General features: G+C 64.3%; 24 protein-coding genes. 4 read left to right on the forward strand and 20 right to left on the reverse strand.

Going from position 1 to position 26475, the window contains the following annotated elements; translation table 11 throughout:
- Nucleotides 1-356: 356 nt before the first annotated feature.
- Complete coding sequence (locus ACT531_RS12265) at nt 357-1172, forward strand: sulfite exporter TauE/SafE family protein (protein ID WP_015014801.1); 816 nt, start codon at nt 357-359, stop codon at nt 1170-1172.
- 60 nt (nt 1173-1232) lie between these two features.
- Here the strand turns inward: ACT531_RS12265 and ACT531_RS12270 are convergent, their stop codons facing one another.
- The 4 genes from ACT531_RS12270 to hemN all read right to left on the reverse strand — a co-directional run bounded on the left by ACT531_RS12270 (nt 1233) and on the right by hemN (nt 7314).
- A complete protein-coding gene (locus ACT531_RS12270) occupies nt 1233-3677 on the reverse strand; it encodes a putative bifunctional diguanylate cyclase/phosphodiesterase (RefSeq protein WP_476017604.1) in 2445 nt (814 codons plus the stop codon).
- On the reverse strand, nt 3674-4978 hold the full coding sequence (locus ACT531_RS12275; RefSeq protein ID WP_476017605.1) for an HD-GYP domain-containing protein: 1305 nt from the start codon (nt 4976-4978) through the stop codon (nt 3674-3676). Before ACT531_RS12275 ends, ACT531_RS12270 begins: the two co-directional genes overlap by 4 nt.
- Nucleotides 4979-5200: 222 nt before the next feature.
- Nucleotides 5201-5926, reverse strand: coding sequence for a sulfite exporter TauE/SafE family protein (locus ACT531_RS12280; RefSeq protein WP_476017606.1), 726 nt, complete (start codon nt 5924-5926; stop codon nt 5201-5203).
- A gap of 5 nt (nt 5927-5931) precedes the next feature.
- Nucleotides 5932-7314, reverse strand: coding sequence for an oxygen-independent coproporphyrinogen III oxidase (hemN, locus tag ACT531_RS12285; protein ID WP_015014805.1), 1383 nt, complete (start codon nt 7312-7314; stop codon nt 5932-5934).
- 189 nt (nt 7315-7503) lie between these two features.
- Between hemN and fnr the strand changes: the two genes are divergently transcribed.
- Nucleotides 7504-8226, forward strand: a complete 723-nt coding sequence (fnr, locus tag ACT531_RS12290; protein ID WP_015014806.1) for a fumarate/nitrate reduction transcriptional regulator Fnr — start codon at nt 7504-7506, stop codon at nt 8224-8226.
- A gap of 101 nt (nt 8227-8327) precedes the next feature.
- Here the strand turns inward: fnr and ACT531_RS12295 are convergent, their stop codons facing one another.
- From ACT531_RS12295 to ACT531_RS12335, 9 genes are all read right to left on the reverse strand, one after another.
- On the reverse strand, nt 8328-8624 hold the full coding sequence (locus ACT531_RS12295; RefSeq protein ID WP_015014807.1) for a hypothetical protein: 297 nt from the start codon (nt 8622-8624) through the stop codon (nt 8328-8330).
- Between the two features lie 56 nt (nt 8625-8680).
- Nucleotides 8681-8959: a FixH family protein gene (locus ACT531_RS12300; protein ID WP_209820051.1), complete on the reverse strand. Its 279-nt coding sequence runs from the start codon at nt 8957-8959 to the stop codon at nt 8681-8683.
- Nucleotides 8960-9023: 64 nt separating this feature from the next.
- Complete coding sequence (gene ccoG, locus ACT531_RS12305) at nt 9024-10469, reverse strand: cytochrome c oxidase accessory protein CcoG (protein WP_476017607.1); 1446 nt, start codon at nt 10467-10469, stop codon at nt 9024-9026.
- Nucleotides 10470-10561: 92 nt separating this feature from the next.
- Nucleotides 10562-11476, reverse strand: a complete 915-nt coding sequence (ccoP, locus tag ACT531_RS12310) for a cytochrome-c oxidase, cbb3-type subunit III (RefSeq protein ID WP_015014810.1) — start codon at nt 11474-11476, stop codon at nt 10562-10564.
- A 24-nt stretch (nt 11477-11500) separates the two neighbouring features.
- Nucleotides 11501-11638 (reverse strand): CcoQ/FixQ family Cbb3-type cytochrome c oxidase assembly chaperone, encoded by a 138-nt coding sequence (locus ACT531_RS12315; RefSeq protein ID WP_015014811.1) that lies wholly within the window; start codon nt 11636-11638, stop codon nt 11501-11503.
- Between the two features lie 16 nt (nt 11639-11654).
- Nucleotides 11655-12287: a cytochrome-c oxidase, cbb3-type subunit II gene (gene ccoO / locus ACT531_RS12320; protein ID WP_060987389.1), complete on the reverse strand. Its 633-nt coding sequence runs from the start codon at nt 12285-12287 to the stop codon at nt 11655-11657.
- Nucleotides 12288-12305: 18 nt separating this feature from the next.
- Nucleotides 12306-13745: a cytochrome-c oxidase, cbb3-type subunit I gene (gene ccoN / locus ACT531_RS12325; RefSeq protein WP_110961118.1), complete on the reverse strand. Its 1440-nt coding sequence runs from the start codon at nt 13743-13745 to the stop codon at nt 12306-12308.
- A gap of 64 nt (nt 13746-13809) precedes the next feature.
- Nucleotides 13810-13947, reverse strand: coding sequence for a cbb3-type cytochrome oxidase assembly protein CcoS (ccoS, locus tag ACT531_RS12330; RefSeq protein ID WP_010460651.1), 138 nt, complete (start codon nt 13945-13947; stop codon nt 13810-13812).
- On the reverse strand, nt 13947-16454 hold the full coding sequence (locus tag ACT531_RS12335; RefSeq protein WP_476017746.1) for a heavy metal translocating P-type ATPase: 2508 nt from the start codon (nt 16452-16454) through the stop codon (nt 13947-13949). Before ACT531_RS12335 ends, ccoS begins: the two co-directional genes overlap by 1 nt.
- A 108-nt stretch (nt 16455-16562) precedes the next feature.
- Between ACT531_RS12335 and ACT531_RS12340 the strand changes: the two genes are divergently transcribed.
- Entirely contained in the window at nt 16563-17006 is a 444-nt protein-coding gene (locus ACT531_RS12340; RefSeq protein ID WP_015014815.1) for a universal stress protein, read from the forward strand.
- Between the two features lie 171 nt (nt 17007-17177).
- Here ACT531_RS12340 and ACT531_RS12345 read toward each other — a convergent pair whose 3' ends face one another.
- From ACT531_RS12345 to ACT531_RS12370, 6 genes are all read right to left on the reverse strand, one after another.
- Nucleotides 17178-18752, reverse strand: coding sequence for a malonate--CoA ligase (locus ACT531_RS12345; RefSeq protein WP_476017608.1), 1575 nt, complete (start codon nt 18750-18752; stop codon nt 17178-17180).
- A gap of 82 nt (nt 18753-18834) precedes the next feature.
- Nucleotides 18835-19638 (reverse strand): enoyl-CoA hydratase/isomerase family protein, encoded by an 804-nt coding sequence (locus tag ACT531_RS12350; RefSeq protein WP_476017747.1) that lies wholly within the window; start codon nt 19636-19638, stop codon nt 18835-18837.
- Nucleotides 19639-19933: 295 nt separating this feature from the next.
- Nucleotides 19934-20923 carry a Bug family tripartite tricarboxylate transporter substrate binding protein gene (locus ACT531_RS12355; protein ID WP_015014818.1) on the reverse strand — a complete coding sequence of 330 codons (990 nt, stop codon included), beginning with the start codon at nt 20921-20923 and terminating at the stop codon, nt 19934-19936.
- 67 nt (nt 20924-20990) lie between these two features.
- The gene (locus tag ACT531_RS12360; protein ID WP_476017609.1) at nt 20991-22478 is read right to left on the reverse strand and encodes a malonyl-CoA decarboxylase; all 1488 of its coding nucleotides are present in this window, start codon (nt 22476-22478) and stop codon (nt 20991-20993) included.
- Nucleotides 22475-23143: a GntR family transcriptional regulator gene (locus ACT531_RS12365; protein ID WP_110961114.1), complete on the reverse strand. Its 669-nt coding sequence runs from the start codon at nt 23141-23143 to the stop codon at nt 22475-22477. Before ACT531_RS12365 ends, ACT531_RS12360 begins: the two co-directional genes overlap by 4 nt.
- A gap of 371 nt (nt 23144-23514) precedes the next feature.
- A complete protein-coding gene (locus tag ACT531_RS12370) occupies nt 23515-24432 on the reverse strand; it encodes a LysR family transcriptional regulator (RefSeq protein WP_476017610.1) in 918 nt (305 codons plus the stop codon).
- Nucleotides 24433-24549: 117 nt separating this feature from the next.
- Here ACT531_RS12370 and ACT531_RS12375 point away from each other — a divergent pair, with 117 nt between their 5' ends.
- Nucleotides 24550-25467 carry a DMT family transporter gene (locus tag ACT531_RS12375; RefSeq protein WP_476017611.1) on the forward strand — a complete coding sequence of 306 codons (918 nt, stop codon included), beginning with the start codon at nt 24550-24552 and terminating at the stop codon, nt 25465-25467.
- Nucleotides 25468-25548: 81 nt separating this feature from the next.
- Here ACT531_RS12375 and lgt read toward each other — a convergent pair whose 3' ends face one another.
- Nucleotides 25549-26376, reverse strand: a complete 828-nt coding sequence (lgt, locus tag ACT531_RS12380) for a prolipoprotein diacylglyceryl transferase (protein ID WP_295944573.1) — start codon at nt 26374-26376, stop codon at nt 25549-25551.
- Between the last annotated feature and the right edge of the window lie 99 nt (nt 26377-26475).

The following is a 26475-nucleotide window of genomic DNA, read 5'->3' on the forward strand; positions in this document are numbered from 1 at the left end:
TCGTCACAGCCGCTTGCGGGCTTTACATGCCCCCGAGCGCACAGTGCCCACTGGCAGCACCTACAATGGTCGGGTCTGCGAAGCTGTCGGGCTTTATATTTCCTTGAACCAATGCTCATTGAGCTCGGGCTTGGTACATCGTCCGGTGAGCGTGATCATCTCGCGTCAGATGAACCCAACGCCAGGCTGCCCTCGCCCACCTGAACCCCCGGTTCAGGATGAGAGTTCGGCGGCATTCGCAGACACCCTCTTCCCTATGCCCTGTCATTGCAAGCACAAGCTGCTGCGTCCGTGACAGGGCATTTTCTCGCGGCTCCCCGCGTGCTCCGTTGTTCTTTCTTGACTGACATCCCGCCATGCTCGATCCCCTGCTGATTGTTGAACTCGGTGTGCTCGGCCTGGCCACAGGCTTCCTGGCGGGACTCCTGGGCATCGGCGGGGGCATGCTGCTGGTGCCATTCCTGACCTACATCCTGGGCGCGCGTCAGGTGTCGCCCGACTTGGCGGTGAAGATGGCAATTGCCACCTCCATGGCCACCATCATGTTCACCTCCATCTCCAGCGTGCGCGCCCACCACCGGCGCGGCGCAGTGCGGTGGGACATCGTCACGCGCCTGGCACCTGGCATCGTGCTGGGCGGGTTCATCGCGAGCCTGGGGGTGTTTGCGCTGCTCAAGGGCTCGTTTCTGGCAATCTTCTTCGCACTGTTTGTGAGCTTCTCGGCCACGCAGATGTTTCTGGACAAGAAGCCTGCGCCCACGCGCCAGATGCCGGGGGGCGCAGGCCAAGTGGCGGCGGGCGGCGTGATCGGATTTCTGTCGGGCCTGGTCGGCGCGGGCGGCGGCTTTGTCAGCGTGCCCTTCATGACCTGGTGCAATGTGCCCATCCACAACGCGGTGGCCACCAGCGCTGCGCTGGGGTTCCCCATCGCGCTGGCCAACGTGATCGGCTACGCCATTGGCGGACAGAACGTGAGCGGCCTGCCTCCAGCCTCCCTGGGCTACATCTGGCTGCCAGCACTGGGCGTGATTGCGAGTTGCAGCGTGCTGACGGCCCCGCTAGGCGCCAAAGCAGCCCACAACCTGCCCGTCAAGCAACTCAAGCGCGTGTTTGCGTCGCTGCTGTTTGGCCTGGCGGCTTACATGCTGTGGAAAGGCGTTTCGGCCGCCTGAGGGCGACACAGAGGCGGACTCTCCGCAGTCCGCCGCGTTGCAACATCAGAGAGCTCGGTGTCAGGTGTTCAAAGGCCGGTGGCGCCCCTGGGCCTTGAGCGGCAGGGGCTTGCTCAGCAGGGCGCGGAACTGGTCGGCCGGCAGCCCGGGCGCGCACAAAAAGCCCTGGTAGTGCTCGCACTGCATTTGCTGCAGCACCGCCTGCTGGGTTTCAGTCTCCACCCCTTCAGCCACCACTTCGATGTGCATGGCACGGCCCATGCTGATGATGGCGCTGACAATGGCCCGGTCGCCATCGTCGTCGGGCAGGCCACGCACAAAAGACTGGTCGATCTTGAGCTTGTGGATGGGGAGTTTTTTCAAATAGGCTAGGCTCGAGTAGCCCGTGCCGAAATCGTCGATCGCCAGGCCGATGCCCAGGTCCGCCAACACGCGCAGACGCTGCTCCATCTCCTGTGCGTCCTGCAGCAGGATGGTTTCTGTCAGCTCCAGTTCCAGCAAGGTGGGGGGCAGCTGGTGCACCGCCAGCAGGCGCGTGATGCGGTCCACAAAGTCGGGCTGGCGAAACTCCAGCGCTGACACGTTCACGGAAATCATGATGGGCGAGCCGCTGTGCATCCAGAGTGCGGCCTCGCGCACCGCCTGCTCCATCACCCAGGCGCCCAGTGTCACGATGTAGCCCGATTCTTCCGCCAGCGGAATGAACACTGCAGGGGATACCGCGCCAAACTCGGGGTCCGTCCAGCGCAGCAGCGCCTCGGCCCCGGTGATGCGCCCGGTCGCCATATTGACCTGGGGCTGGTAGTGCACGGCCATGCGCTGCAAACCCAGCGCCTGGCGCATGGCGTGCTCCATCTGCATGCGCGCGAGCAGGTTGGCGTTCATCTGCGGCTGGTAAAAGCCGTAGCTGCCGCGCCCACGCTCCTTGACCCGGTACATCGCGGTGTCGGACTGCTTGATCAGGTCGTCCAACGTAGCGCCATCCTGCGGGTACAGCGCAATGCCGATACTGCACTGGATCGAGAAGCCCATGCTGTCGAGCATGAAGGGCTTGAGCATGTCGTCCAGAATCCGGCGCGCCACACTTTCGGCCACCGATGCATCACCCCCATGCAGGTAGATGACAAATTCATCCCCGCCGAGACGGCACAGCATGTCGGTTTGCCGCAAGCAGGTCTGCAGGCGTTCAGCCACCAGCTGCAGCACCCGATCTCCAAAAGGGTGCCCCAGGGAGTCATTGATGATCTTGAAGCGGTCCATGTCCAGGAACAGGATCGCGAAGCCGGTGTCGCTCTGGCGCGCCCCCTGGATGGCGGTATCCACGCGCTGCGAGAGCAGCAGGCGGTTGGGAAGACCTGTCAGTGCGTCGCTGTAGGCCAGCTCTTCAATGCGCTTTTGCGCGGCGTGCTGCAGTGTCAGGTCGCGCATGAAACCGATGCTCTGCACCAGCCGCCCTTCATCATCACGCAGGGCCACCCAGGACAGCTGCACCGCACAATAAGCGCCGTTGTCACGGGGCAGCCACAACTCGCCCTCCCAGAAGCCATCCTTGGCCCAGCCCTGTAGCACCTGCTCCATGAAGGAGGCATCCGAGCCTCCTCCAAAAAGCGAGGCCGCTACACAGCCTTCAAAACCCTTGGCCGTAGGGCCGACCAGCCGCTCACATCCGGGGTTCATCCGCATGATGCGGTGCTGGCTGTCGGCGATGAAGATCGCATCCAGGCTGGACTCAAACACGCGCGCGGCCAAGCGCAGGCTGGCCTGAGTCTCCGTCTGGCGGGTGATGTCCCGGAACGAATACACACGGCCCACCGCACGGCCCTGGCTGAACTGCGGCACCGTGCGCATCTCCAGCACCACGCCGTTACGCAGCTCGACAATGTCGGTGCTCTCCTGCATGGGCTCGCGGTCAATGGCTGCCAGGCGCTCGGCATAGAAACGAGGGTCCGACACCTGGTCCACCATGAAGGCGTACACCGCCGCATCGTCCCGCTCCACCAGCAACTGGCGCGGCAGGTTCCACAGCTGGGCCAGGCGCTGGTTGAATGCTCGCACACGGCGATCCAGCCCACACACCAGCATGCCATCGGCGGCAGAGTCCAGCGTGGCACGCAGCTCGGACAACAGTGTCTCCAGCTCGCGTTCAGTAGTTTCTTGGAGGCTGCGGTCCAGCATGGTCAGCAGCAGCACCGTGCTACCACCCTCCCCCCATGGCACACGCCGGACACAACGCTGCACCGGCACCAAGCTGCCATCAGCACGCAGCAAACTGGTGTGGGCAGTCACGCCCTGCGCAATCACATCGACCGGCTCAGACCAGAACGCCAGCTCCTGGGGCGTGCTAGCCAAGTCCAGCACAGACCGCCCTCTCATGGCGGCGGCAGATAACCCAGTGAGGCGCTCGGCGCCTGCGTTGGCTTGCAGGATGTGTTGGCTGGCCTCATCCAGGAGCCACACGGCCTCCTGCAGGCCGTCCAGCCACCCGAGCGATGGGAGATCGTTCACGCCGCAGCCTCGTCAGGGCCGGGACTCACCGCTCGCTCAAAAAAGTAACAGATACGCTGTCGCGGCGACAGGTAGTCCAGCGCGTCACGCGGCAGCTGCGCGGGCTTGAGACTGCGCCGTATGCCCAGCTCAGGGACAGTTTCCAGATCCAGGATCGGAGCCTCTTCCTTGGGCACCCGTGGGTCGTGCACGATGACCTTGGGCCGCAGGGGCCGCGACGAATTGACCGAGGCCACGATGGCATACCGGTCATTGACTAACTGCACGATGGAGCCGGGCGGGTAGACACCCATCATGCGAATGAAAGCCCCCAGGACCACCGAATCAAACCGGGCCTTAAGCTGGGCGAAGATGACGGAAAGCGCCTCATGGGGCGTCAGCGCCGTCACCCCCATCGCCGGGTTGCACATGCGATCGTACTGGTTGACCAGTGCCAGGACCTGGCTCATGCGCCCCAGATCGGGCCCCTTCAGGCGCTGGGGAAAACCACTGCCGTCACACATTTCGTGGTGCCGCGCCACGGCCGTCAGCACGGCATCGGCAAACCCCATGCGTTTGGCCAGGGCAACGGATTCCGCCACGTGGGTTTCGTAGCGTGTGCGCTCCATCGGGATCATGGAAGGGGTCGGCTGGCGCAGATTGGGCGGCAGCTTGAGCTTGCCAATGTCGTGGATCAATGCGGCCACACCCAGATCGTGCAGCTCCTCGCTCTTCATGCCCAGGGATCGCCCCAGCAGCAGCGAAATCACCATCACATTGATCGGATGCAATCCGTTGCGCTCGCCCACGCCCTCGGACAGCAGCCGGATGACGGAGTCGCCGTTTTCCAGCAGTTCAGTCACGCATCCAGAAACCAGCGCCTCGCCCTTGGCCCTGGCCTGGTCTGGATACTCGGAAACCGTGCGCTCCATGGACTGGTATTGCCGCGTGGCTTCTGAGAAACGCTGATTGCAGGCGGCCAAGGCCCGGTTTTGTGCTTCCAGCAGTTCGCGGCGACGCTGCGCCTCGGGGTCTACGACAGTGGCCGTACCAGGCCCGGGCGCATCCAGGCCGTTGGGCGGTGGGGCTGTCATCTCGGGCACGCTCCAGGCGGCAGGCACCAGCTCCTGCAGTTCTGGATCGCTCTTTTTGGGGACGTAGCGAACCTCGGTCAACCCCAGCTCGCGCAAGGTGGCAATCTGCTCCAACGACGCCACCCGGAAACTACTGGTCGGGAACGGATGGTGCATCCAGCCCACGTCGAGCTGGATGTACATGCCGACACGCAGTTGGCTGATGTCGATGAGGATGGATGAGTTCACGTCAGGCGCACGATACATGGCGACATCAATGCCACCAATAGTTACGCAGATTATCACCAGTTCCAGTGACGTGGCGAAGAACCGGCAGACCGCGCAGCGATCCGGCAACACTTGGCAGAAATCGGGCCTGACGGGAGCACAGCAGCCCCCCTGGGCTGGGACATCGCCCCGCTTGGAACTACCGGGCGATTGGGGGTGACAGGACAAATCAGCGCCGCCCGCTCAGCGGCACCAGAGCGACGGCTTGTAAATGAGATCCATCCACAACGCCCAGGCAGCGACCGCGCACAGCATGGCGCCTGCGGCCCTCGTGCCCCACTGAGCCCGAGCAAGATTCAGGCGGTTGCGAAGGCTGCTCCAAGCCCAGGGGCCACCCACCAGCCAGACCCCGCTTCCCACGGCAAACAGGGCCATGGTCAGGGCACCCTCCAGCGGCCCTCCACTGAGCGCGGCGACCAACAGGGCCGAATAAAGCAGCCCGCACGGCATCAGGGCCCACAGGACCCCGGCCGCCATCACGCCGCCTGGCGCCCCGACCAGCGGTCGAACACGCGCCCACACGGAGCGGCCAGCCTGCTCCACCCAAGCAGGCTGGCGCGACTGCACCATCATCATGAGCCCCCAAGCCATCACCGCCACGTGCATCAGCGTCCAGGCGGGACGCAGCGCGGTGGTCTGCTGGGTCAGCCATGCCAAACTGTCCATGGCCAAGGCCGCCAATGCACCGGCACTGGCATATCCCACCAAGCGCCCCAAATGAAAGGCCACGGTGCGCTGCAGCGCACCGCCACGCGGCGCCCAGCGCACCACCTGCTCGGCACTCCCATCCGCCTGTGGAGCGCCGCCCTGACCCACGAGCGCTCCACAGGGCGCGGAGCACATGGCCAAGCAGTGGGACCCGCCGGCGAGTCCCATGAGCAAAGCAGTCCAGCCAACCGTGGTAAGCATAGGTATCAGATGATGCGCGAAAACCGGGCGCGGTTGCGGTCTGCCTGCAGATAGCGGTCAAAAACCATGGCGATGCCCCGCACGAAGAACCAACCGGTCGCGGTCACTTCAATGCCCTCAGGCCCAACGCGCACCAGCCCTTGCTCCTGCATGCCCTCCAATTGAGCCAACTCCGCAGCGAAATACTGGCGGAAGTCGATCAGCCATGCCTGCTCCATCGGCTCGAACAGCAGTTCCCCCTGGCACATCAGGGCCATGATGGCCGCACGGCGCACCAGGTCGTCGCGCGTGAGCGCCAACCCGCGCACTACGGGCAACCGCCCTTGGTCCAGGAAGTCGTAGTACTCATCCAGCGTCTTGGAGTTCTGGCTGTAGGTTGCCCCCACACGGCCTATGGCCGATACGCCCAGGCCGATCAGGTCGCAGTCCGGCTGCGTGCTGTAGCCCTGAAAGTTGCGGTGCAGGCGCCCCTGACGCTTGGCCACGGCCAGGGCATCGGTGGGCAGCGCAAAGTGGTCCATGCCCACGTACACGTATCCAGCATCCATGAAGGCATCGAGCGAGCGCGACAACATGGAGAGCTTGCTCGCGCCCGTGGGCAACTCCGCAGAGATGATGCGACGCTGTGGCTTGAAACGCTCTGGCAAGTGCGCATAGGCATACAGCGCGATGCGGTCAGGCCGCAGTTGCGCCACCTGAGCCAGCGTGCGGTCAAAAGACTCGGGCGTCTGGCGCGGCAGGCCGTAGATCAAATCCACATTCACTGAGTCAAAGCCCAACGAACGCGCAGACTCAACCAGCGCAAACACCTGTTCGGCAGGCTGGATGCGGTGCACAGCCTTCTGCACTTCGGCATCAAAGTCCTGCACGCCAAAACTCAGCCGGTTAAACCCCAGCTCAGCCAGCAGTGCAAGACGCTCGGCATTGACGGTGCGAGGGTCCACCTCGATCGAGTATTCCCCCCCAGGCGCCAGCGTGAAGCTGCGCTTGAGCATGGCCATCAGCTCCCGCAATCCATCATCGGATAGGAAGGTGGGCGTGCCACCGCCCAGGTGCAGTTGACTCACCACCTGTCCTACGCCACAGTGCGCGGTGTGCAGGTCGATCTCGCGGCTCAGGTAGCGCAAGTAGACCTCGGCGCGGTCATGGTGCTTGGTGATGATCTTGTTGCAGGCACAGTAGTAGCACAAGGATTCGCAAAACGGGATGTGCACGTACAGGGACAGCGGCATGGCCTTGGCCAGCGTGCCCGAGCGGCGCTGTTGCAGCGCCAGCACATAGTCTTCCTGACCAAACGCCTCCACGAAACGGTCGGCCGTTGGATAGGATGTATAGCGGGGCCCTGGCACGTCAAAGCGGCGCAGAAGGTCTGGCGAAACAGCAGTCATGGGGAAATTTCCTTGCGTACACCTTGACTGTGCCGTAGGCTCTGGGACATGTCCTTGACCTGCATCAAGTGAACCCGCAAGCGATACGGCGACAATTTGATGAAGGTCAGCCGCTTGCCCGCGCTCTGTATTCAGGTTCGTGTACGGCAAGCGCGATATGCTTGACCGCTAACCCAAGCCCATGTGTTTATGAACCCGCTCACCATCAAAGTCGCCTGCTCCAACTGCAACCTCCGCGAGCTGTGCATGCCCGTGGGCTTGAACGAAGAGCAACTGCAGCGCATTGACGAGGTCGTTGCTGTCCGCCGCAAGGTCAAGCGCGGCGGCACGCTGTTTCGCAATGGCGAGTCCTTCACGTCCCTGTACGCCATCCGCACCGGTTTTTTCAAGACCTGTGTGGCCACCGAAGACGGTCGCGACCAGGTCACAGGCTTTCAGATGGCGGGGGAGATCATCGGGCTGGACGGCATCGTGAATGACCACCACACCTGTGACGCGGTGGCCCTGGAAGATGCCGAGGTCTGCGTCATGCCTTTCGACCGCATCGAAGAACTGTCCCGCGAAGTCACGGCCCTGCAGCACCACGTGCACAAGATCATGAGCCGCGAGATCGTGCGCGAACATGGTGTGATGCTGCTGCTGGGCAGCATGCGTGCCGAGGAGCGCCTGGCGGCCTTCTTGCTCAACCTGGTGCAGCGCCTGCATGCACGGGGCTTCTCGCAATCGGAACTGGTGCTGCGCATGACGCGCGAAGAGATCGGCAGCTACCTGGGCCTCAAACTTGAAACAGTGAGCCGCACCTTCTCCAAGTTTGTGGAAGAAGGCATCGTGGAAGTCAAACAGCGCCATGTGCGCATCCTCGACACCGATGCCCTGCGACGCATTGTGAACAGCCAGCAGACCTGCCACTGAGTACGGCCCCTCGTCGGCTGAGGGTCGGGGCGGTACAAAAGCCCTACGGTCCCTTCTAAAACGGCATGCAGCGCATGCCCGCATGAACCGGCGAAAAAGGCTCAGGAGCAAGACGACGATGTCTTTCGGCAATCGTCAGGGCGCTCCCCGTCGGGCACGGGACAGCGGTTGACCTCAAACGGTGACATGGACAGCAGCGTGGTCAACGCGCTGGTGGCCATGGTGATGGCCCAGAACACAAAAAATGCGAGGGTGTACACCCCCTGCCTCGACAGCGCCAGAGGCTGCCCGAACCAATGCAGGTCCTGGGGGTCCACCATGGCAAAAACCAGCATCTCCAGCACACCCGCCATCAAAAAGGCGGGCCATGCAATCCACATCAGGCGTTGCGTCCACATATAGGTTCTGTCTCCTGGTGCTGCCGGGGTCGCCAGGGTGTGCGACCCTAGAGGTTTCAGCGTGGTTGGTCTTGCACAGGGGTGGCCGCATGGTTGCGGGCCTTGAGGGCCGGCGCCAGACTCTTCTCCGGCGCCGCCAGTGTCTTGTTGATTTCAATGCCCTGGCGGTAGTAGTCCTCCGCCACCACAGGGTCGGGCCGCGAAATCGCCAGCCACAGCGTCACAAAGCCCGCCACGATCACGATCAGTGGACCGGCAATCACCAGCCACACATGGCCAAACTTCCACCAGGGTACGGTTGCCGCCGGGGTTGCAATGGCAGGGTTTGAAGACATGGTGCTTTACTCCTCAACAATATCGGTCAAAGTGCGGCCCTGAAGGGCCCCACCGGAATACCGCTCAGCGCGGTACAAGGAACACGGATTTCTCCGTGACATGGGCCGCTGCTCCTACGGCCTGCACATCAAACTGAACGGCGTGTGATCCGGGCGTAGCGGAACCATAAGGAATCTGCAAACGCACGGCCACCCAGCGAGACTCCGCCGCGCCAATGTCCACTTCAGCCTCAGAAGCCACTTCCAGCCCCTCCAGGCCTCGCGCACTGATGCGATAACGCTGCTCGCCTTCGGTGGCATTCATGATCTGCAGCCGGTAAATGTTCTCCAGCTTGCCTCCCGCCACGATGCGCGAGAGCGCGGCGCGGTCCCGCACCACATCCACCTTCAGCGGCGTGCGCGCCACCAGGCTGGCCAACATGGCCACGCACAGTGTGACCAGCACGGCGCTGTAGATCAGCACGCGGGGGCGCAGCACGCGGCGCAACATCTGCGACTGCGTCCAGTGCTTGGCCACGCCGTTCTGGGTCGAATAGCGGATGAGCCCACGCGGGTACTGCATCTTGTCCATCACGGTATTGCAGGCGTCCACACACAGGCCACAGCCAATGCATTCGTACTGCAAACCCTTGCGGATGTCGATGCCCACGGGACAGACCTGCACACACAACGAGCAATCGATGCAGTCACCTAAGCCCTGGGCTTTGTAGTCGATGTTCTTCTTGCGCGGACCACGCTGCTCGCCACGTTCAGGGTCGTAGGTAACGATCAGCGTGTCCTTGTCAAACATAGCGCTCTGAAAGCGCGCGTAAGGGCACATGTACTTGCAGACCTGCTCGCGCATGAAGCCCGCATTACCGTAGGTAGCAAAACCGTAGAACAGGACCCAGAAAATCTGCCAGCTGCCCTGGAACGCCAGCAGCTCGCTGCCCAGCTCGCGAATGGGAACGAAGTACCCCACAAAGGTGAACCCCGTCCACAGGGCCACCGTAATCCACACCACCTGCTTGAAAAACTTCTTGCGGATCTTCTCGAACGTCCAAGGGCCGTTGTCCAGGCGGAGCCGGGCACTGCGATCGCCTTCGATCTTGTGCTCGATCCACATGAACATTTCGGTGTACACCGTCTGCGGGCACGCAAAGCCACACCACAGACGCCCGGCCACCGCGGTGAACAGGAACAGCGACAACGCCGAAATGATCAGAAGGCCGGTGAGGTAGATGAAATCCTGCGGATACAGCACCAAGCCAAAGATGTAGAACCTGCGAGCCCCCAGGTCAAACAGCACCATCTGGCGCTGGCCCCACTCAAACCACGGCAACCCGTAAAACACCAGCTGCGTGAGAAACACCATGCCCCAGCGCCAGCGCGCAAACAGGCCGCTGATGGAACGCGGGTAGATCTTCTTTTGCGCTTCGTACAGCGAGATGATCTCGCCCGCAGAAGACGCATCTGCCGCGACTGGCGTAATCGGGATGACCTTGCGAGCCGGCTCGCTGGGTGTGCTCATGGTGTCGCTTTGTGAACGGAATTAAGGCGCAAAAGGGGTGCCTTCAAACGGAAACCCGGGCGGTGCGTCTCACGCACCGCCCGGCAGCCAGGTCAGCGTGCAGCCACCTGCTTGTTCGACAGGCCCCACACATAGGCAGAGAGTACGCCGATCTGCGCCTCGGTCAACTTTTCGGCCTGTGCAGGCATCTGGTTGACCTTGCCGTTGTTGATCATGGCGGTGATGGCGGCCTCGCCCCAGCCATGCAGCCAGATGTCATCGGTCAGGTTGGGCGCGCCCAGTGCCTGGTTGCCCTTGCCGTCCATGCCGTGGCAGGCTGCGCAGGCCGCAAACTTGGCCTTGCCCAGCGATGCGCGCAGCGAGTCATGGGGGCTGCCCGACAGGCTCAGCACGTAGTGCGACAGGTTACGCACGTCTTCCGGGGAGCCCACGGCGGCCGCCATGGGAGGCATGTTGCCGATGCGGCCCTTCTCCAGCGTCTCGCGGATCTTCTCGGGTGTGCCGCCGTGCAGCCAGTCGTTGTCCGTCAGGTTCGGAAAGCCCTTGCTGCCGCGCGCATCGGAGCCGTGGCACTGTGCGCAGTTGTTCATGAACAAGCGCTCGCCAATGGCATGGGCCTGGGGGTCGGCGGCAACGTCTTCAGGCTTCATGGAGGCAAAGCGTGCGTACAGCGGCTCCAGCTCCGTCTTGGCCTTGGCCATTTCGGCTTCGTACTCGCCCTTCTGCGTCCAGTTGAGCTTGCCGGTGAAGCTGCCCAGACCTGGATAGGCGGCCAGGTAGCCCAGGCCAAAGACGATGGTGATGACGAACAGCCACACCCACCAGCGCGGCAGGGGATTGTTCATCTCGACCAGGTCCTCATCCCAGACATGGCCGGTGGTGTTGTCGGAGGTGGCCACCACCTTCTTGCGGCCCGCCATCCAAAGCAGGATGCCGCAGGCGATGATGCCGACCAGGGTCAGCGTGGTCACAAAGACCGACCAGAAATTGCTGGTGAAGTCACTCATGGGGTGTTCTCGTTCTGGTGAAGGTCAATCTGTCTCGAAAGGCAGCTGGGCTGCCTCGTCAAACCGGGCCTTGTTGCGGCCTCGGTAGGCCCAGACCCAGATGCCAATGAAGCAGGCCATCGATGCCAGGGTGGCGACGATGCGCATGGTGGTGATGTCCATGGGATATCTCCTTTGCTTACTTGAGCGCACGGCCCATGACTTGCAGGTAGGCGATGAGCGCATCCTGCTCCGTCTTGCCCTTGACCTCGCCCGCAGCAGCCGTGATCTGCTCGTCGGTGTAAGGCACGCCCACGGTGCGCAGGGCCTTCATGCGGGGCGCCATCACTGCGGGGTCCACCTGGTTCTTCTCAAGCCAGGGGTATGCGGGCATGTTGGACTCGGGCACCACATCGCGGGGGTTGTTCAGGTGGATGCGATGCCATTCGTCGCTGTACTTGCCGCCCACGCGGTGCAGGTCGGGACCCGTGCGCTTGCTACCCCACTGGAAGGGGTGGTCATACACAAACTCGCCCGCCACCGAGTAGTGGCCATACCGCAGCGTCTCGGCGCGGAAGGGGCGGATCATCTGCGAGTGGCAGTTGTAGCAACCCTCGCGGATATAGATGTCGCGGCCCGCCAGCTGCAGGGCGTTGTAAGGCTCGACACCCTTGACCGCCTCGGTCGTGGACTTCTGGAAAAACAGGGGCACGATCTCGACCAGGCCGCCAATGGCGATCACGATCAGGATCAGCACGATCATCAGAAAGTTATTGGTCTCCACCTTTTCATGGGTGAAACCGGTCGAAGCAGATGTGTTGTTATTGGACATGAATGATCTCCTTCGGACTCAGGCGTGGGCCGTGTTCACTGCAGGAATGGCCACCTTGACCGAACGGCCCGAGATGGCAGTCAGCCACACGTTCCAGGCCATGACCAGCATGCCGCCCAGGTACAGCAGGCCACCGGCCACACGGATCACATAGAAGGGATAGGTCGCCTTCACGCTTTCCACGAAGGTGTAGGTGAGCGTGCCGTCGGGGTTGACCGCGCGCCACATCAGGCCTTGCATCACGCCGGCAATCCACATGGCGGCGATGTACAGCACGATGCCGATGGTGGCCATCCAGAAGTGCAACTCGATCGCCTTGACGGAGTGCATCTTGTCCTTGCCGAACAGACGGGGCACCAGGTAGTACAGCGAACCCATCGAAATCAGGCCCACCCAGCCCAGGGCGCCGGAGTGCACGTGGCCGATGGTCCAGTCGGTGTAGTGGCTCAGGGCATTGACGGTCTTGATGGACATCATCGGGCCCTCGAACGTGGACATGCCGTAGAACGACAGCGACACGATCAGGAAGCGCAGGATAGGGTCGTCACGCAGCTTGTGCCATGCACCCGACAGGGTCATGATGCCGTTGATCATGCCGCCCCAGCTGGGAGCCAGCAGGATGAGCGAAAACACCATGCCCACCGATTGCGTCCAGTCAGGCAGCGCGGTGTAGTGCAGGTGGTGTGGGCCGGCCCACATGTAGGTGAAGATCAGCGCCCAGAAGTGCACGATCGACAGGCGATACGAGTACACCGGACGGCCCGCCTGCTTGGGGATGAAGTAGTACATCATGCCCAGGAAGCCAGCGGTCAGGAAGAAGCCCACGGCATTGTGGCCGTACCACCATTGCACCATGGCGTCCTGCACACCGGCATAGGCCGAGTAGCTCTTCATCATGCCCGCAGGGATGGCTGCGCTGTTGACCAGGTGCAGCAGCGCCACGGCCAGGATGAACGCACCAAAGAACCAGTTGGCCACATAGATGTGCTTGACCTTGCGGGTTCCAATGGTGCCGAAGAACACGATGGCATAGGACACCCACACCAGCGTGATCAGGATGTCGATGGGCCATTCGAGTTCAGCGTATTCCTTGCCCTGGGTGTAGCCCATGGGCAGGCTGACCACCGCAGCCGCAATGACCAGCACCCAGCCCCAGAAGGTGAATGCGGCCAGAGGACCCGCAAAAAGCCGGACCTGGCAGGTGCGCTGCACCACGTAGTAGCTGGTAGCAAACAGCGCGCTACCGCCAAAACCAAAGATCACCGCATTGGTGTGCAAAGGTCGCAAGCGGCCATAACTCAGCCACGGAATGCCAAAGTTGAGTTCTGGCCAAGCCAACTGGGCAGCGATGATGACGCCCACCAGCATGCCGACCACCCCCACCACCACGGCCAGGATAGAGAACTGCCGCACTACCGTATCGTTGTAGTGCGCAGCATTTGTTTTTGGAAAATCCATCGGGCACCTCTTTGTATTGCAGTAAGAGTTTGTTGCAGTCGCGGCTATCGGGCATTGACACAAGTCAACCGTCTCGGAGAATGCGCTCCCCCTCTTGTTCGACGCTCTCGAACTGCCCGTGGTACACCGCCCACCACAGGCCTCCCAGAATCAGGAGCACCAGCATTACGGACAAAGGAATCAGCAAATAAAGGATGTCCATCAGACGGGCTCCAGTGGGGTCTTCGAAAGATCAAGGGGCGGCTGCGACGTGCCGCCGGCCGTGATGTCGGGGCGCGCAGGCAAAGCAGCTGTTGGCAACGGCGCGCTGTGCGAGCCTGGCAAGGAAGGCAGGTCGCGCGCCAGGCGTGCTGCATTGAGCACCACCAGCAGCGAACTCAGCGCCATGCCCAGCCCGGCCAGCCAGGCCGGCATCCAGCCCAGTACTGCCAGCGGCACACACAGCGCGTTGTAGGCAGCGGCCCACCACAGGTTCTGCCGCACCACGCGCAGGGTGCGGCGCGCCAGCAGCACCGTTTGCGGCACCAGCGCCAGGCTGTCGCCCAGCACTACAAAGTCCGCCCGAGACTGCGCCAGTGGCACGGCACGGCCAAAGGCAAAAGAGACATGGGCCCCCGCAAGCACCGGGCCATCATTGAGGCCATCACCCACCATGGCCACGTGGTGTCCTTCCGACTGCAGTGCCCGTAGCGCTGCCAGCTTGCCCTGCGGAGTGCACTCGCCCTGGGCATGGGCAATGCCCGCTTGCGTGGCCACCCGCTGCACTGCACCCCGGCGGTCACCCGACAGCAATTGCACAGCCACACCGTCCTGCTGCAAGGCGTGCACCACGGCGGAGGCCTCAGCCCGCAGGTCTTCCACCAGATCAAAGCGGGCCAGTTCGCGCAAGGCTCCATCTGCCGATTGCTCAGAGAGCACGACCTGCAGCGCAGCACCGTTGGCATCGTTGGCAACGCCCGCATGGCGGGCAGAGCCCAGGCGGATCGTCCAAGCCGCGGCGCCCCCTGTAGCGTCTTCCACGGTGGCGGTCAGCCCCTGTCCTGCATCCTCCTGCAGGCCCATCACCTGCCAACGCCCCAACGGCAGCTGCTGTGCAGAAGCCGCCGCAGCCAAGGCCCGCGAAGCCGGGTGCATGGACTGGCGCGCGAGCGCTGCCGCCAGATCCAGCGCCTCTTGTGCACTGCAACCGGCCGCAGGGTGTACCGCCTGCAGCGCCATGCCGTCGCGGGTCAGCGTACCGGTCTTGTCAAACACCATGGTGTCCACCTGGGCCAGCGCCTCCAGCCCCTGTAGATTGCGCACCAGCACGCCGTGGCGCGCCAGCGTACCCGCCGCCGTGAGCATGGCCACCGGGGTGGCCAGTGACAACGCGCACGGGCAGGTGACGATGAGCACCGCCACCGCCACCATCAACGCATGCCCGGGGTCCGACGGCCACCAGTAGGCAGCCGCCAGCGCCGCCGCCAGCAACACGGCGACCAGGAAAGGCCGCGCAATGCGGTCTGCCAGCTGCGCCAGCCGGGGCTTTTGCAGCGACGCGCTTTCCATCAGCGCCACGATTTGCGCAAAGCGGGTCTGCCCACCCGTGCCTTCCACCAGCACCTCGACCGGCGCCTGCAGGTTGTAGCTGCCCGCCGTCACGCTGCTGCCCACGGGGCGCGCCACGGGCGTGGATTCGCCCGTCAGCAAAGCCTCGTCAGCATGGGTGTTGCCTGCCGTGATGCGTCCGTCGGCCGGAAACGCCTCCCCTGGCAGCACACGGATGGTGTCCCCCACCCCAATGCGCCGCGTGGCTACGCGGGCGAAGCTGCCATCCGCCGCGCGCCGCTCCACGCTGTCGGGCAGGCGGTTCATCACGGCCTCCAGGGCGCCCGCCGTGCGGTCGCGCAGGCGCAGCTCCAGCCAGCGGCCGGTGAGCAGAAAGAAAACAAACATGGTCAAGGAGTCGTAGTACACCTCCTTGCCAAAGATGCCTGCAGGGTCAAAAGTGCCGGCCGTGCTGACCACGAACGTGATGGCCATGCCCAACGCCACAGGCAGGTCCATGCTGACGCGGCGCAGGCGAATGTCACGCAGCGCGCTGGTAAAAAAGGGGCCACAAGAAAACACCACCATGGGCAGCGTGATGACCCAGGAGGCCCAGCGCAACAGCTGCTCCATCTCGCCTGACAGGTCGCCCGGCTGCGCCACGTAGGCGGGCCACGCGTACATCATCACCTGCATCATGCAAAAGCCCGCCACCAGCCAGCGCCACAGCGCGCGGCGGCTCTCGCGCAGGCGCTGGTCGCGCGCAAACGCATCCATGGCGGGCATGGCGCGGTAACCCGCGTGGCGCACGGCTTCCATCCACTGCGACGGCTTCACTTGGCCAGGCTGCCACACCACGCGGGCCCGGCGGGTGGCGGCGCTCACATCGGCCTGCAACACGCCCGGCACGGCCCGCAGGGCGTCTTCGATCGTGAGGGCACAGGCCGCGCAGTGCATGCCCTCCAGCACCACATGGGAGTCCCACGCGGTGGCGGCGGCGTCGGCCACTGCAGGGTCGGTGGCGCCACCTGGCAAGGGGCTGCCTGCAGGGGTGCAGGGTCGGCCAAACGCCAGCCATTCCTGGGGGTCATCCAGCAGCTCTACCCGCTGCGGCGGCAACGGATCTGCCACGCTGTCAGAAGGATGCACCGCAGAGGAAGCCGGCGCACCGGGTTGAAACATGGACATGGTTCAAGCCTATCTGTGGGGCATGACAACTACATTGACCTGGATCAAGCCCCGGAACATGATTCATCCTAAGCTTGTTCCATCACTTTGAGGAGCCCTTTTATGTACAAACGCATCCTGATCGCTACAGACGGATCCCCTCTGTCGGACAAAGCGGTGGAACATGGCCTGTCCCTGGCCGCCCTGTCAGGCGCCACCGTGGTCGCCCTCAAGGTGGTGCCCCGCTACCCCCGCAGCTACTTTGAAGGCGGCATGCCGGTGGACATGAACGACGTCAAACGCATCGAAGCCCAGTGGGGCGACGCCGCACAGGCCATGGTCGACGGCGTGAAAGCCCAAGGCGGCGCGCAAGGCGTGACCGTGAAGGCCGTCGTCGCCAAGTCCGACCTGGTGGCCGAAGCCGTGATTGCGGCCGCCAAGAAGCACAAGTGCGACCTGATCGTGATGGCCTCGCACGGCCGCAAGGGCCTCAAGCGCCTGCTGCTGGGCAGCGAAACGCAGCATGTGCTGACGCACTCGCACATTCCGGTGCTGGTGCTGCGCTGAAGAGACCACCTGCTAAAGCAGCCCGAAATATGCTGATGACGCCTGATTGAAAGCGCCTTCAGCTATCAAAATCAGAGCAAACGCAGCGCCTGAGTTTGCGTCTGCATCGGCTAACAAAAAAGGGGCAACTTGCCCCTTTTTGTCTTTGTGCGCATCGCGCTGAGCTATTGCTCAGGCAAACAACCCCTTGTACTGATCCCGCAGCAGATTCTTCTGCACCTTGCCCATGGTGTTGCGCGGCAGCTCCGCCACCACAAAACACTTCTTCGGAATCTTGAAGTTGGCCAGCTGTGACTTGAGCTGGGCCAAGATGGCATCGGCATCCAGTTGGGCGCCTGGCTTGGCAATCACCACGGCCACGCCCACTTCGCCGAAATCGGGGTGCGGCACGCCCACCAGCGCGCTTTCGGCCACGCCGGGCATGTCGTTGATGTAGCCCTCGATCTCTGCGGGGTAGACGTTGTAGCCGCCGCTGATGATCAGGTCTTTGCTGCGGCCCACGATGTGGACGTAGCCGCGTTCATCGACCTTGCCCACGTCGCCGGTCTTGAAGTAGCCGTCTTTGGTGAACTCTTCGGCCGTCTTTTCAGGCATGCGCCAGTAGCCCTTGAACACGTTGGGGCCCTTGACCTGGATGCCGCCGATCTCGCCCACGGGCAGGTCTTTGCCATCATCGCCCTGCACGCGCAGGCTCACGCCCGGCAGGGGGAAGCCTACGGTGCCGCCACGGCGTTCATCCTGGCCCTTGTAGCGCTTGTCGGCGGCATAGGGGTTGCTGGTGAGCATGATGGTTTCGCTCATGCCGTAGCGTTCCAGAATGGTGTGGCCGGTGCGTTGCTGCCATTCCTTGAAGGTTTCGATCAGCAGCGGTGCAGAGCCTGCAATGAACAGGCGCATGTTCTTCACGGCATCCTTATTCAAGCCCGGCTCGGCCAGCATGCGGACGTACAGCGTGGGCACGCCCATGAACACTGTTGCGCGGGGCATGGCGGCGATGACGGCCTTGGGGTCGAACTTGGCCATCCAGATCATCTTGCTGCCGTTGATGAGCGCGCCGTGGATGGCGACGAACAGGCCGTGGACGTGGAAGATGGGCAGCGCGTGGATGAGCACATCGCCCCGGCCATCAGGCCCTCCGGTAGCCATCCAGCCCCAGTAGTCCTTGAGCATGACCGCGTTGCTGAGCATGTTGCCGTGCGTGAGCATGGCGCCCTTGCTGCGGCCGGTGGTGCCGCTGGTGTAGAGGATGGCAGCGAGATCGTCGGCGCTGCGGGGCACGGCCTGGTGCTCGTCGCCGTGGTGGGTGGCGCGCTCCAGCAGGCTGCCGGTGCGGTCGTCGCCCAGGGTGAACACATGCTGCGTGCCCAGGGTGAAGGCGATTTTGCTGACCCAGCCGAAGTTGCCGGGGCTGCACACCACCACGGCGGGCTCGGCATTGCCTATGAAGTATTCGATCTCGGCGCTTTGGTAGGCGGTGTTGAGTGGCAAAAAGACGTAGCCCGCACGCAGCGTGGCCAGGTACAGGGCCATGGCCTCGACGGATTTTTCGACCTGCACGGCCACGCGGCTGCCTTCGGGCAGCTTGAGCGATGCGAGCAGGTTGGCGATGCGGGCGCTGGCGCGGTCCAGGTCGCGCCAGGTGTAGTACAGCGGGGTGCCGTCGGCCGCCGAGGTCTCGACGGCGGTGCTGTCCAGGTCAGACGGGAACGCGGCGCGCAGGGCGCTGAAGAGGTTGTGTTGGCTCATGGCTCAGACTTCGATGGGCTGGGTAGCTGGGTTGAGAGTTTGGGACGGACTGAATGGGAGAAGCCGGGGACGACGGCGTCGGTCAGAACACCGGCGCGCGCTTGTCCAGAAAGGCAGAGATCCCTTCGCGGTGCTCGGCACTGGCGGCGTAGGCATAGGGGTCGGCAGGTCCATTAACTATGTTTTCGATAGCAGACTGGGCATGATTTTCTAGCGCTACAGGCGCTTTCAGTGCCCGAAACGTCTGCTTGTTCATGCGGGCGGCCTGGGGTGCCAGTGCGGCAATGCGCTGGGCACTGCCCAGGGCTTCGGTGGCCACCATGTCGTCAGCCACCACGCGACTCAGAAAGCCACGGGCCAGCATGTCGGGGGCGCTGAAGGTGGCGGCCTCCAGCAGCATCTGGCGTGCAGTCACGTCACCCACCGCACCGGCCACCAGTTGCGCCTCGCGCGGGGCCATCGGAAAACCCAGCTTGGCAATCGGCGCGCCAAAGCGCGCGCCACTGCCCGCCACGCGGATGTCGCAGCAGCTGGCAATCTCCACGCCAGCGCCCATGCAGGCACCGCTGATCTGGGCCACGATGGGTACGTCGCACTGGAGCATGGCGTTGAGCCCGCCCCACACGTCGTTCTCATGAAAGTCGCGCAGCGCTGCCGCGTCAAAACGGAAGCCGGGGTACTCTGAAATGTCTCCGCCCGCACAAAACGCCCCACCCTCGCCCGCGATGAGCACGCAGCGCGCATCGGCACGGCGCTGCAGGTCTTCAAACACCGCACGCAACTGCCGCCACATGGGCCGCGACATGGCGTTCAGCCGCCCGGTGTGGCGCAGGGTGACATGCACCACTCCGCCCTCAACAGCATTCATCAACACTTCACCCGACATCCTGGTATCCATTTCCTTCACATACCGCCTACGACCTTCGCACCCGCGATGCACCACTGGCCGCGCCACCGTGGAACGGGCTTTGCCAGTCCACGGGTGGCGTCCCCCTCGGGCGATGGCGCAAAGCGCAGACGGTGCGAATAAGCCCGGCATGCCCGAGCGCGCCGCACAAGCGCGCTCCGTCTAGGCGCAAAGCGCAGCCATAGCACCGGCTATGGCGAGCATTTGCAACAACGACGGTGTGCGCTTTTGCGGAGCGAGCGGGCATGGCGGGTTTGTTTGCACCGTCTTGGGGTTAGTCCAATTTGGCGCCAGACGCCTTCACCACGGCCGCCCAGCGCTTGACCTCGCTGCTCACAAACGCGCCAAACTGCTGCTGCGTCATGCCGCCGTAGTCCGCGCCGTTGCTGGCCCACACGGCCTTGAGCTCTTCGGCCGTGCCCAGGCGCTTGATTTCGTCCACGATGCGGGCCTGCACATCAGCCGGCGTGCCTTTGGGCGCCCACAGGCCGTACCAGGTGGTCACGGTGTAGTCGGGCAGGCCCACTTCGGAGGCGCAGGGCACGTCCGGGAACGCGGGGTTGCGCTTGGGGCCGGACACCATCAGCGCCTTGATGCGGCCGCTCTTGATGTGGTTGGCGGAGGACCCCAGGCCGTCGAACATCATGTCCACATTGCCGCCGATCAGGTCCTGCAGCGCCGGGCCTGCGCCCCGGTACGGAATGTGGGTGATGAAGGTGCCCGTCTGCTGCTTGAACAGCTCGCCCGCCAGGTGGTGCGATGTGCCGGCCCCGGCCGAGCCGTAATTGAGCTTGGCGGGGTTGCGCTTGACGTAGTCCAGAAACTGCTTGAAGTTGGCCGATGGCGTCTTGGGGTTGACCACCACCACCTGCGGCACATTGGCCAGCAGCGCCAGCGGAATGAAGTCTTTTTCGATGTCGTAGTCGAGCTTGGGGTACATCGACGGTGCAATGGCGTGGTGCACCGCCCCCATGAACAGGGTGTAGCCGTCCGGCGCAGCCTTGGAGGCAATGCTGGCGCCCAGCGTGCCACCGGCGCCCCCCCGGTTGTCGATCACCAGCGTCTTGCCCGTGCTTTTGGAAAACTGCGCGGCGAGCGGCCGGGCAAACGCATCGGTGCCACCCCCGGCGGGGAAAGGTACCACCACCGTCACCGGCTTGGTCGGCCAGTTGCTGTCGGCCCAGCTGCTGCCGCTGGCCAGGCCCAAACCTGCCGCCGCTGCGCCGAGCAAGACATCCCGGCGTTGGATTCGCGAATCAGTCATTCCTTGTCTCCTGTCGTTGTAAAAATACGCTGTCACTGGTTCACCCGGCATCATGCCGGGCGCCCCGTCAGTCGCGGCAAAGGCTGTCGATGTCCCCCGACACTGGCACTTTGCCCTGCGCAAGCAAGCTGCGGTGCTTGTCGATGCGCTTCAAGTCGTACAGGTAGTTCACCATGAGCCCGTACGATTGTTTCTGCCCCTTGCTGGACGGGTCGCCCGCCCAGTTCAGGCGCTCTACCCGCGCGCCGTTGCCCAGGTGGAAGCGGGCCACTGGGTCTGCCGGCTTGCCTTCTTGCAGCTCGCGGCCCAGATAGTACGCGGCGCATTCCAGCAGCATCTGGCGCACGGGGGATTTAGCGTCCAGCTCCAGCGCCTTGTCCAACGCGCCGAGGAAATGCGTTGCCTGCGGCGGCTCGAAGCCCACTGCACGGCCCAGTTCGCTGCGGCGCTTATCGTCCAGGCGGTCCAGCATCGCACCCGCGTGTTTGCCCAGCCAAGCACGGAAACCCGGGATGGGCGACAGCGTGGCAAAGGTGCGCAGGCGCGGAAACTCGGCCGTGAGCGTCTCCACTACATGCTTGATCAGCGAGTCGCCAAAGCTCACGCCGCGCAGGCCGGTTTGTGTGTTGCTGATGGAGTAGAAGATGGCCGTGGTGGCTCGCGTGATGTCCACGGGCGCAGCGGCCTCGTCCAGGAGCGGCGTGATGCTGGACGAGATTTTGTCGAGCAACGCCACCTCCACAAAGATCAACGGCTCGTTGGGCAGGCGCGGGTGGAAGAAGCCGTAGCAGCGGCGGTCGCTGTCCAGCCGGTTCTTCAGGTCGGCCCAGCTGCGGATGTCGTGCACGGCCTCGTACTTGATGAGCTTTTCGAGCAGCGAGGCGGGCGAGTCCCACGACAGGCGGCGCAGCTCCAGAAACGCCACATCGAACCAGGTCGAGAACAAGTGCTCCAGCTCGGCATCGAGCGGCAGCAGGCGCTTGTCGGCCTTGAGCAGCGGCAGGATCTCTGCGCGCATGTCCACCAAAAAGCGCATGCCTTCAGGGAACGCCGAAAACCGCTGCAGCAGCCGCGTGCGTGGCGACACCAAAGCGCGGCGCAGGCTGATCTCGGCCTGCCCTTCTTCGGCCGTGCCCGCTGCGGCCTCGTAGCGCTGGCGGGCGGACTTGAAGCGCGTGGCGTCGGGCGCAAACTGCTCGCACATCAGCAGCCACATGTCGCGCCGCTCCTCGGGCTCGGCCTTGGCATACCACTCGGCCACCACCTGGGCGCGGCGGCCTCCTTCGATCTCGCTCACCTGCGGGGCCACTACCTCCTGCAGGTCCGCCAGCAGACGCCGCAGCGCGCGGGGCGACAGGGCCTCCTGGCCGCGGCGCAGGGTGGCCTGCAGGCGCTCGTGGGTGGAGCGCTGTACCGCCACCTTGGCGACCACGTCGGTCACGGTTTTGTCGAGTGCGGCCTTAGCGAGCTTGTCACCCGCCTTGTCGGCGGCGGGTGCGGCAGTGCGCAGGCGTGACACGCTGCGGGCGATCCATTCGGGGGTGCTGCTGATCATGGGGTCAACCTCGATTGCTGGTTGCGGGCTACGTCGCGCAGCGCATCGCGCTGGCGCAACAAATGGGTGCGCATGGCTTCTTCGGCGGCATCGCAGTCGCGGGCCTTGAGGGCAGCAAACACGGCCAGGTGCTCCGCCAGGCTTTGCTGCATGCGCCCGGGGGCATGCAAAGACTTGTGGCGAGCCAGCCGCAGGATCTTGCGCAGGTCGCCAATCACCTGGGCCAGCCAGCGGTTGTCGGCCAGCGTGATGAAGGCCTCGTGGATGGCGTAGTTGGCTTCGTAGTAGTCGGTGACCAGCCCGTCGGCCGCGCATTGCTGCAGGCGTTCGTGCAGCAGCTCCAGTGCGGCAATGTCGGCCGCCACGGCTTTGCGCGTGGCCTCGTGCGCGGCACGGCCTTCCAGCAGCGCAATGACCGGGAAGATTTCGTCCAGGTCGCTCTCGGTGACCTCGGCCACAAAACAACCCCGGCGCGGCTCGTGGCGCAGCAGCCCCTCGGCTACCAGCACCTTGAGCGCCTCGCGCAGCGGGGTGCGCGAGATTTCCAGCCGCTCGCACAGGGCGGCTTCGTCCAGAAAGCTGCCGGGCGGCAAGGTGCCCGCAAAAATCTGCTCCCGCAGCCGGGAGGCGACTTCGTCGTGCAGTGAATTCGGGACAGGACGCATGTGAAACAAGGCTCCAAGGCTCCAACCCGCGAGGCATCAGCAGCCAACTCCTAGTGGATTGCGCAGGCCGAATGCCTGCAACACCCCGCTATCAGCTGACAACAGTAGCGATTGCCTCGCCACGTGCGTAATTTCTCATAATTACACAAAATGACAAGACGAAAACCCTGATTTGCAGGCTTTGGTTACACAAAAGATGGCAACTGCGGTGCTTGCGCAACGCCACGTGCCAGAGAACGGCCAGGGTGGCGAACCCGCTGTTGGCCCGAAGGCGCGGTCATTTGTTGATCCGCCCCGGGCCAGACGAGCTGTCGAGCGTGCAGCACCCGCAGAGCCCACCGCGGGCTCGCCCTACGCCCCCCTCTCCCGCTTCACTCCACGCCCGCAAAACCTTCCACCAGGTGGTCGATCCACACCCGCAGCTTGGCGGGCAGAAAGCGGTGGGACGGGTACAGCACCCACGCCGTGCCCGCATACGAGGTCTTGTGCTCCCAGTCGGGCAACACGGTCACCAGGTCACCCCGCGCCAACGCAGCGCGCGCGGTAAAGCCCGGCAGGCTGGCGATGCCCAGATGGCTCAGCGCGGCCTCCAGCCGGACCTCGCTGTGGTTGGCCACATAGCGGCCGCGCACGGCCACCGTGGCAGCTTCGCCCGCTCGCTCAAAGCGCCAGTGCCGGTCGCGCTCGTCCTCGCCCAGGGTGATGCAGGCGTGGTGCTCCAGGTCGCGCGGGTGCTGGGGGTGGCCCCGTTCGGCCAGGTAGCGCGGGCTGGCGCAGACCAAATGGCGCAACGTGGCCAGCGGGCGCCCGGCCAGGCCCGGGGGCGGGGTGTCGGTCACGCGCAGGGCCAAGTCGATGGGCTCCTCAAACAGGTCCACCGTGCGGTCGGTGATCAGCAGCTGCACATCGACGTGGGGGTATTTCTGCAAAAACGGCAGCACCAGCGGGTGCACCAGCTGGCGCCCCACCGCCTTGGCCATGCTCATGCGCACCATGCCCGAGGGCGCGGCAGAGTGCGTGTCACTCAGCGCCCACACCTCGCGAGCGGCAGACACCATGTCCTGGCAGCGGCTGTAGACCGCCTTGCCCGCATCGGTCAGCCGCAGCTTGCGGGTGGTGCGCTCCAGCAGGCGCACACGCAGCGCCCCCTCCAGCCGGGCCACCTGGCGGCTGACCGCCGACGGGGTGATACCCAGCTGCCGGGCGGCGGCCGAGAAACTGCCTGCGTCCACCACGCGGGCAAACACCGCCATGTCGGGGAGGCTGTCCATGGGTTGATTGATGCGCATGGGGAACAAGTGCAGTGCTTTGACAGCGATTATCAATCCAGCGACGCAAATTGATAATTTCCCCAGCCATCGATGCCCAGAGCGGCGCCCCACTGCTTCCACCCCAGTCTGCATCCCATGTCACACACCCTGCCCCTGTCCACCTCTTCCCCGCTGGCCCCGCGCCTGTCTGACCTGGCCTTGCTACTGGTGGCCGTGGTGTGGGGCACGAGCTACGGCGTGGCCAAGGGGGCCCTGGTGTTCTACCCGGTGCTGGGCTTTTTGGCCGTGCGCTTCCTCCTGACCTTTGCGGTGCTGCTCCCTGCCCTGCTGCGCGCCAGTGCGCCCGAGCGGCGCGATGCGCTGGTGGCCGGGCTGCCACTGGGCGTGTTGATGCTGGGCATCTTTCTGTGCGAGACCTTTGGCCTTGCGCTCACGCAGGCCAGCAACGCCGCGTTTTTGATCAGCCTGTGTGTGGTGTTCACACCGTTTGCCGAGTGGTGGCTGCTGCGCCAGCGGCCCGAGCGCGCGATGTTTGGTTTTGCCGCCGTGTCACTGTTTGGCGCGGCCCTGCTCAGCGGGGGCTACACAGGCCGGTGGGGTTGGGGCGACGCGCTGATGCTGGCGGCCGCCGTGCTGCGCGCCATCACCGTGTGCCAGACCACACGGCTCACCCGTCGCCGCAACGCGCCCGTGCTGGCCCTCACAGCGGTGCAGTCGGGCGTGATCGGGGTGGGCTGCCTGCTGCTGGCGCTGGCTTTGCCGGGCAAGCTGCCCCCGCTGCCGTCGCTCACCCAAGCCAGCGCTTTCTGGTGGGCCTGCGTCTACCTGGTGGCGGGCTGCACGGTGTTTGCCTTTGTGGCCCAGAACTGGGCACTGCGCCACAGCTCGCCCACGCGGGTGGGCTTGCTGACCAGCAGCGAGCCCGCCTTTGGCGCGCTGTTTGCGGTGTTCTGGCTGGGAGAGCAGCTCAGCGTTACGGGCTGGGTGGGCGGTGCGCTCATCGTGGGCGCCGCCCTGTGGACGATGGCGCGGCGGGGGGATGCGCAGCACTGACCGACTGCCCACCCGCCACTCACCCCAGGCACTACCATTTTGATAGCTGCTTGGGCATATGGTACTGGCGCTATCGCCCTTTTATCTCGAAACCAGCGCCCCCACCGGCCGCTGCTGTGCCCACAGCCACATCACTGCGCCCCCCACGATCATGGGCACACACAGCCATTGCCCCATGCTCATGCCCAGCGACAGGATGCCCAGGAAGGCATCGGGCTCGCGGAAGTATTCGGCAATGAAGCGGAACACGCCGTAGCCAAACAGGAAGGCGGCCGCCACCTGGCCGGGGCGGCGCTCCTTGCGCGCATACAGCCACAGCAGGATGAACAGCAGCAATCCTTCCATCAGGAACTGGTAGACCTGTGACGGGTGGCGCGGCTGCATGGAACCGCTGTGCGCAAACACCATGCCCCAGGGCAGGTCGGGGCTGGCAAAGCGGCCCCACAGCTCGCCGTTGATGAAGTTGCCCACACGCCCGGCCGCCAACCCCGTAGGCACGCAGGGCGCCACAAAGTCGGCCACCTGCAGCCACGGGCGCTGGCGCGAATGGGCAAACCACAGCATGGAGACCACCACACCCAGCAGCCCGCCATGGAAGGCCATACCGCCCTGCCACACGGCAAAAATCTCCAGCGGGTGGCTCAGGTAGTAGCCCGGCTTGTAGAACAGGCAGTAGCCCAGCCGCCCGCCAATGACCACACCCGCCACTCCCAGAAAGAGGATGTCTTCGACATCCTTGCGCGTCCAGGCGCCGGGCCCCGTGATGGAGGCAAAGGGCGGGTGCTGCAGGCGCCGGATGCCCAGCAACATGAACAGGCCAAAGGCCGCAAGATAGGTCAGGCCATACCAGTGCACAGCCAGCGGGCCGATCTGCAAGGCGACGGGGTCGATGTGGGGATAGGTCAACATGGTGGCGGGTATTGTGCCCGCGCTGGGTATGCCCCCGCACCCAGGGTCGCTTGCCCCGGGCAAGACCACAGGGTGGCCGCTGCCGCGCCAGAACAATCC

The sequence above is a fragment of the Acidovorax sp. DMC1 genome, assembly GCF_056314325.1.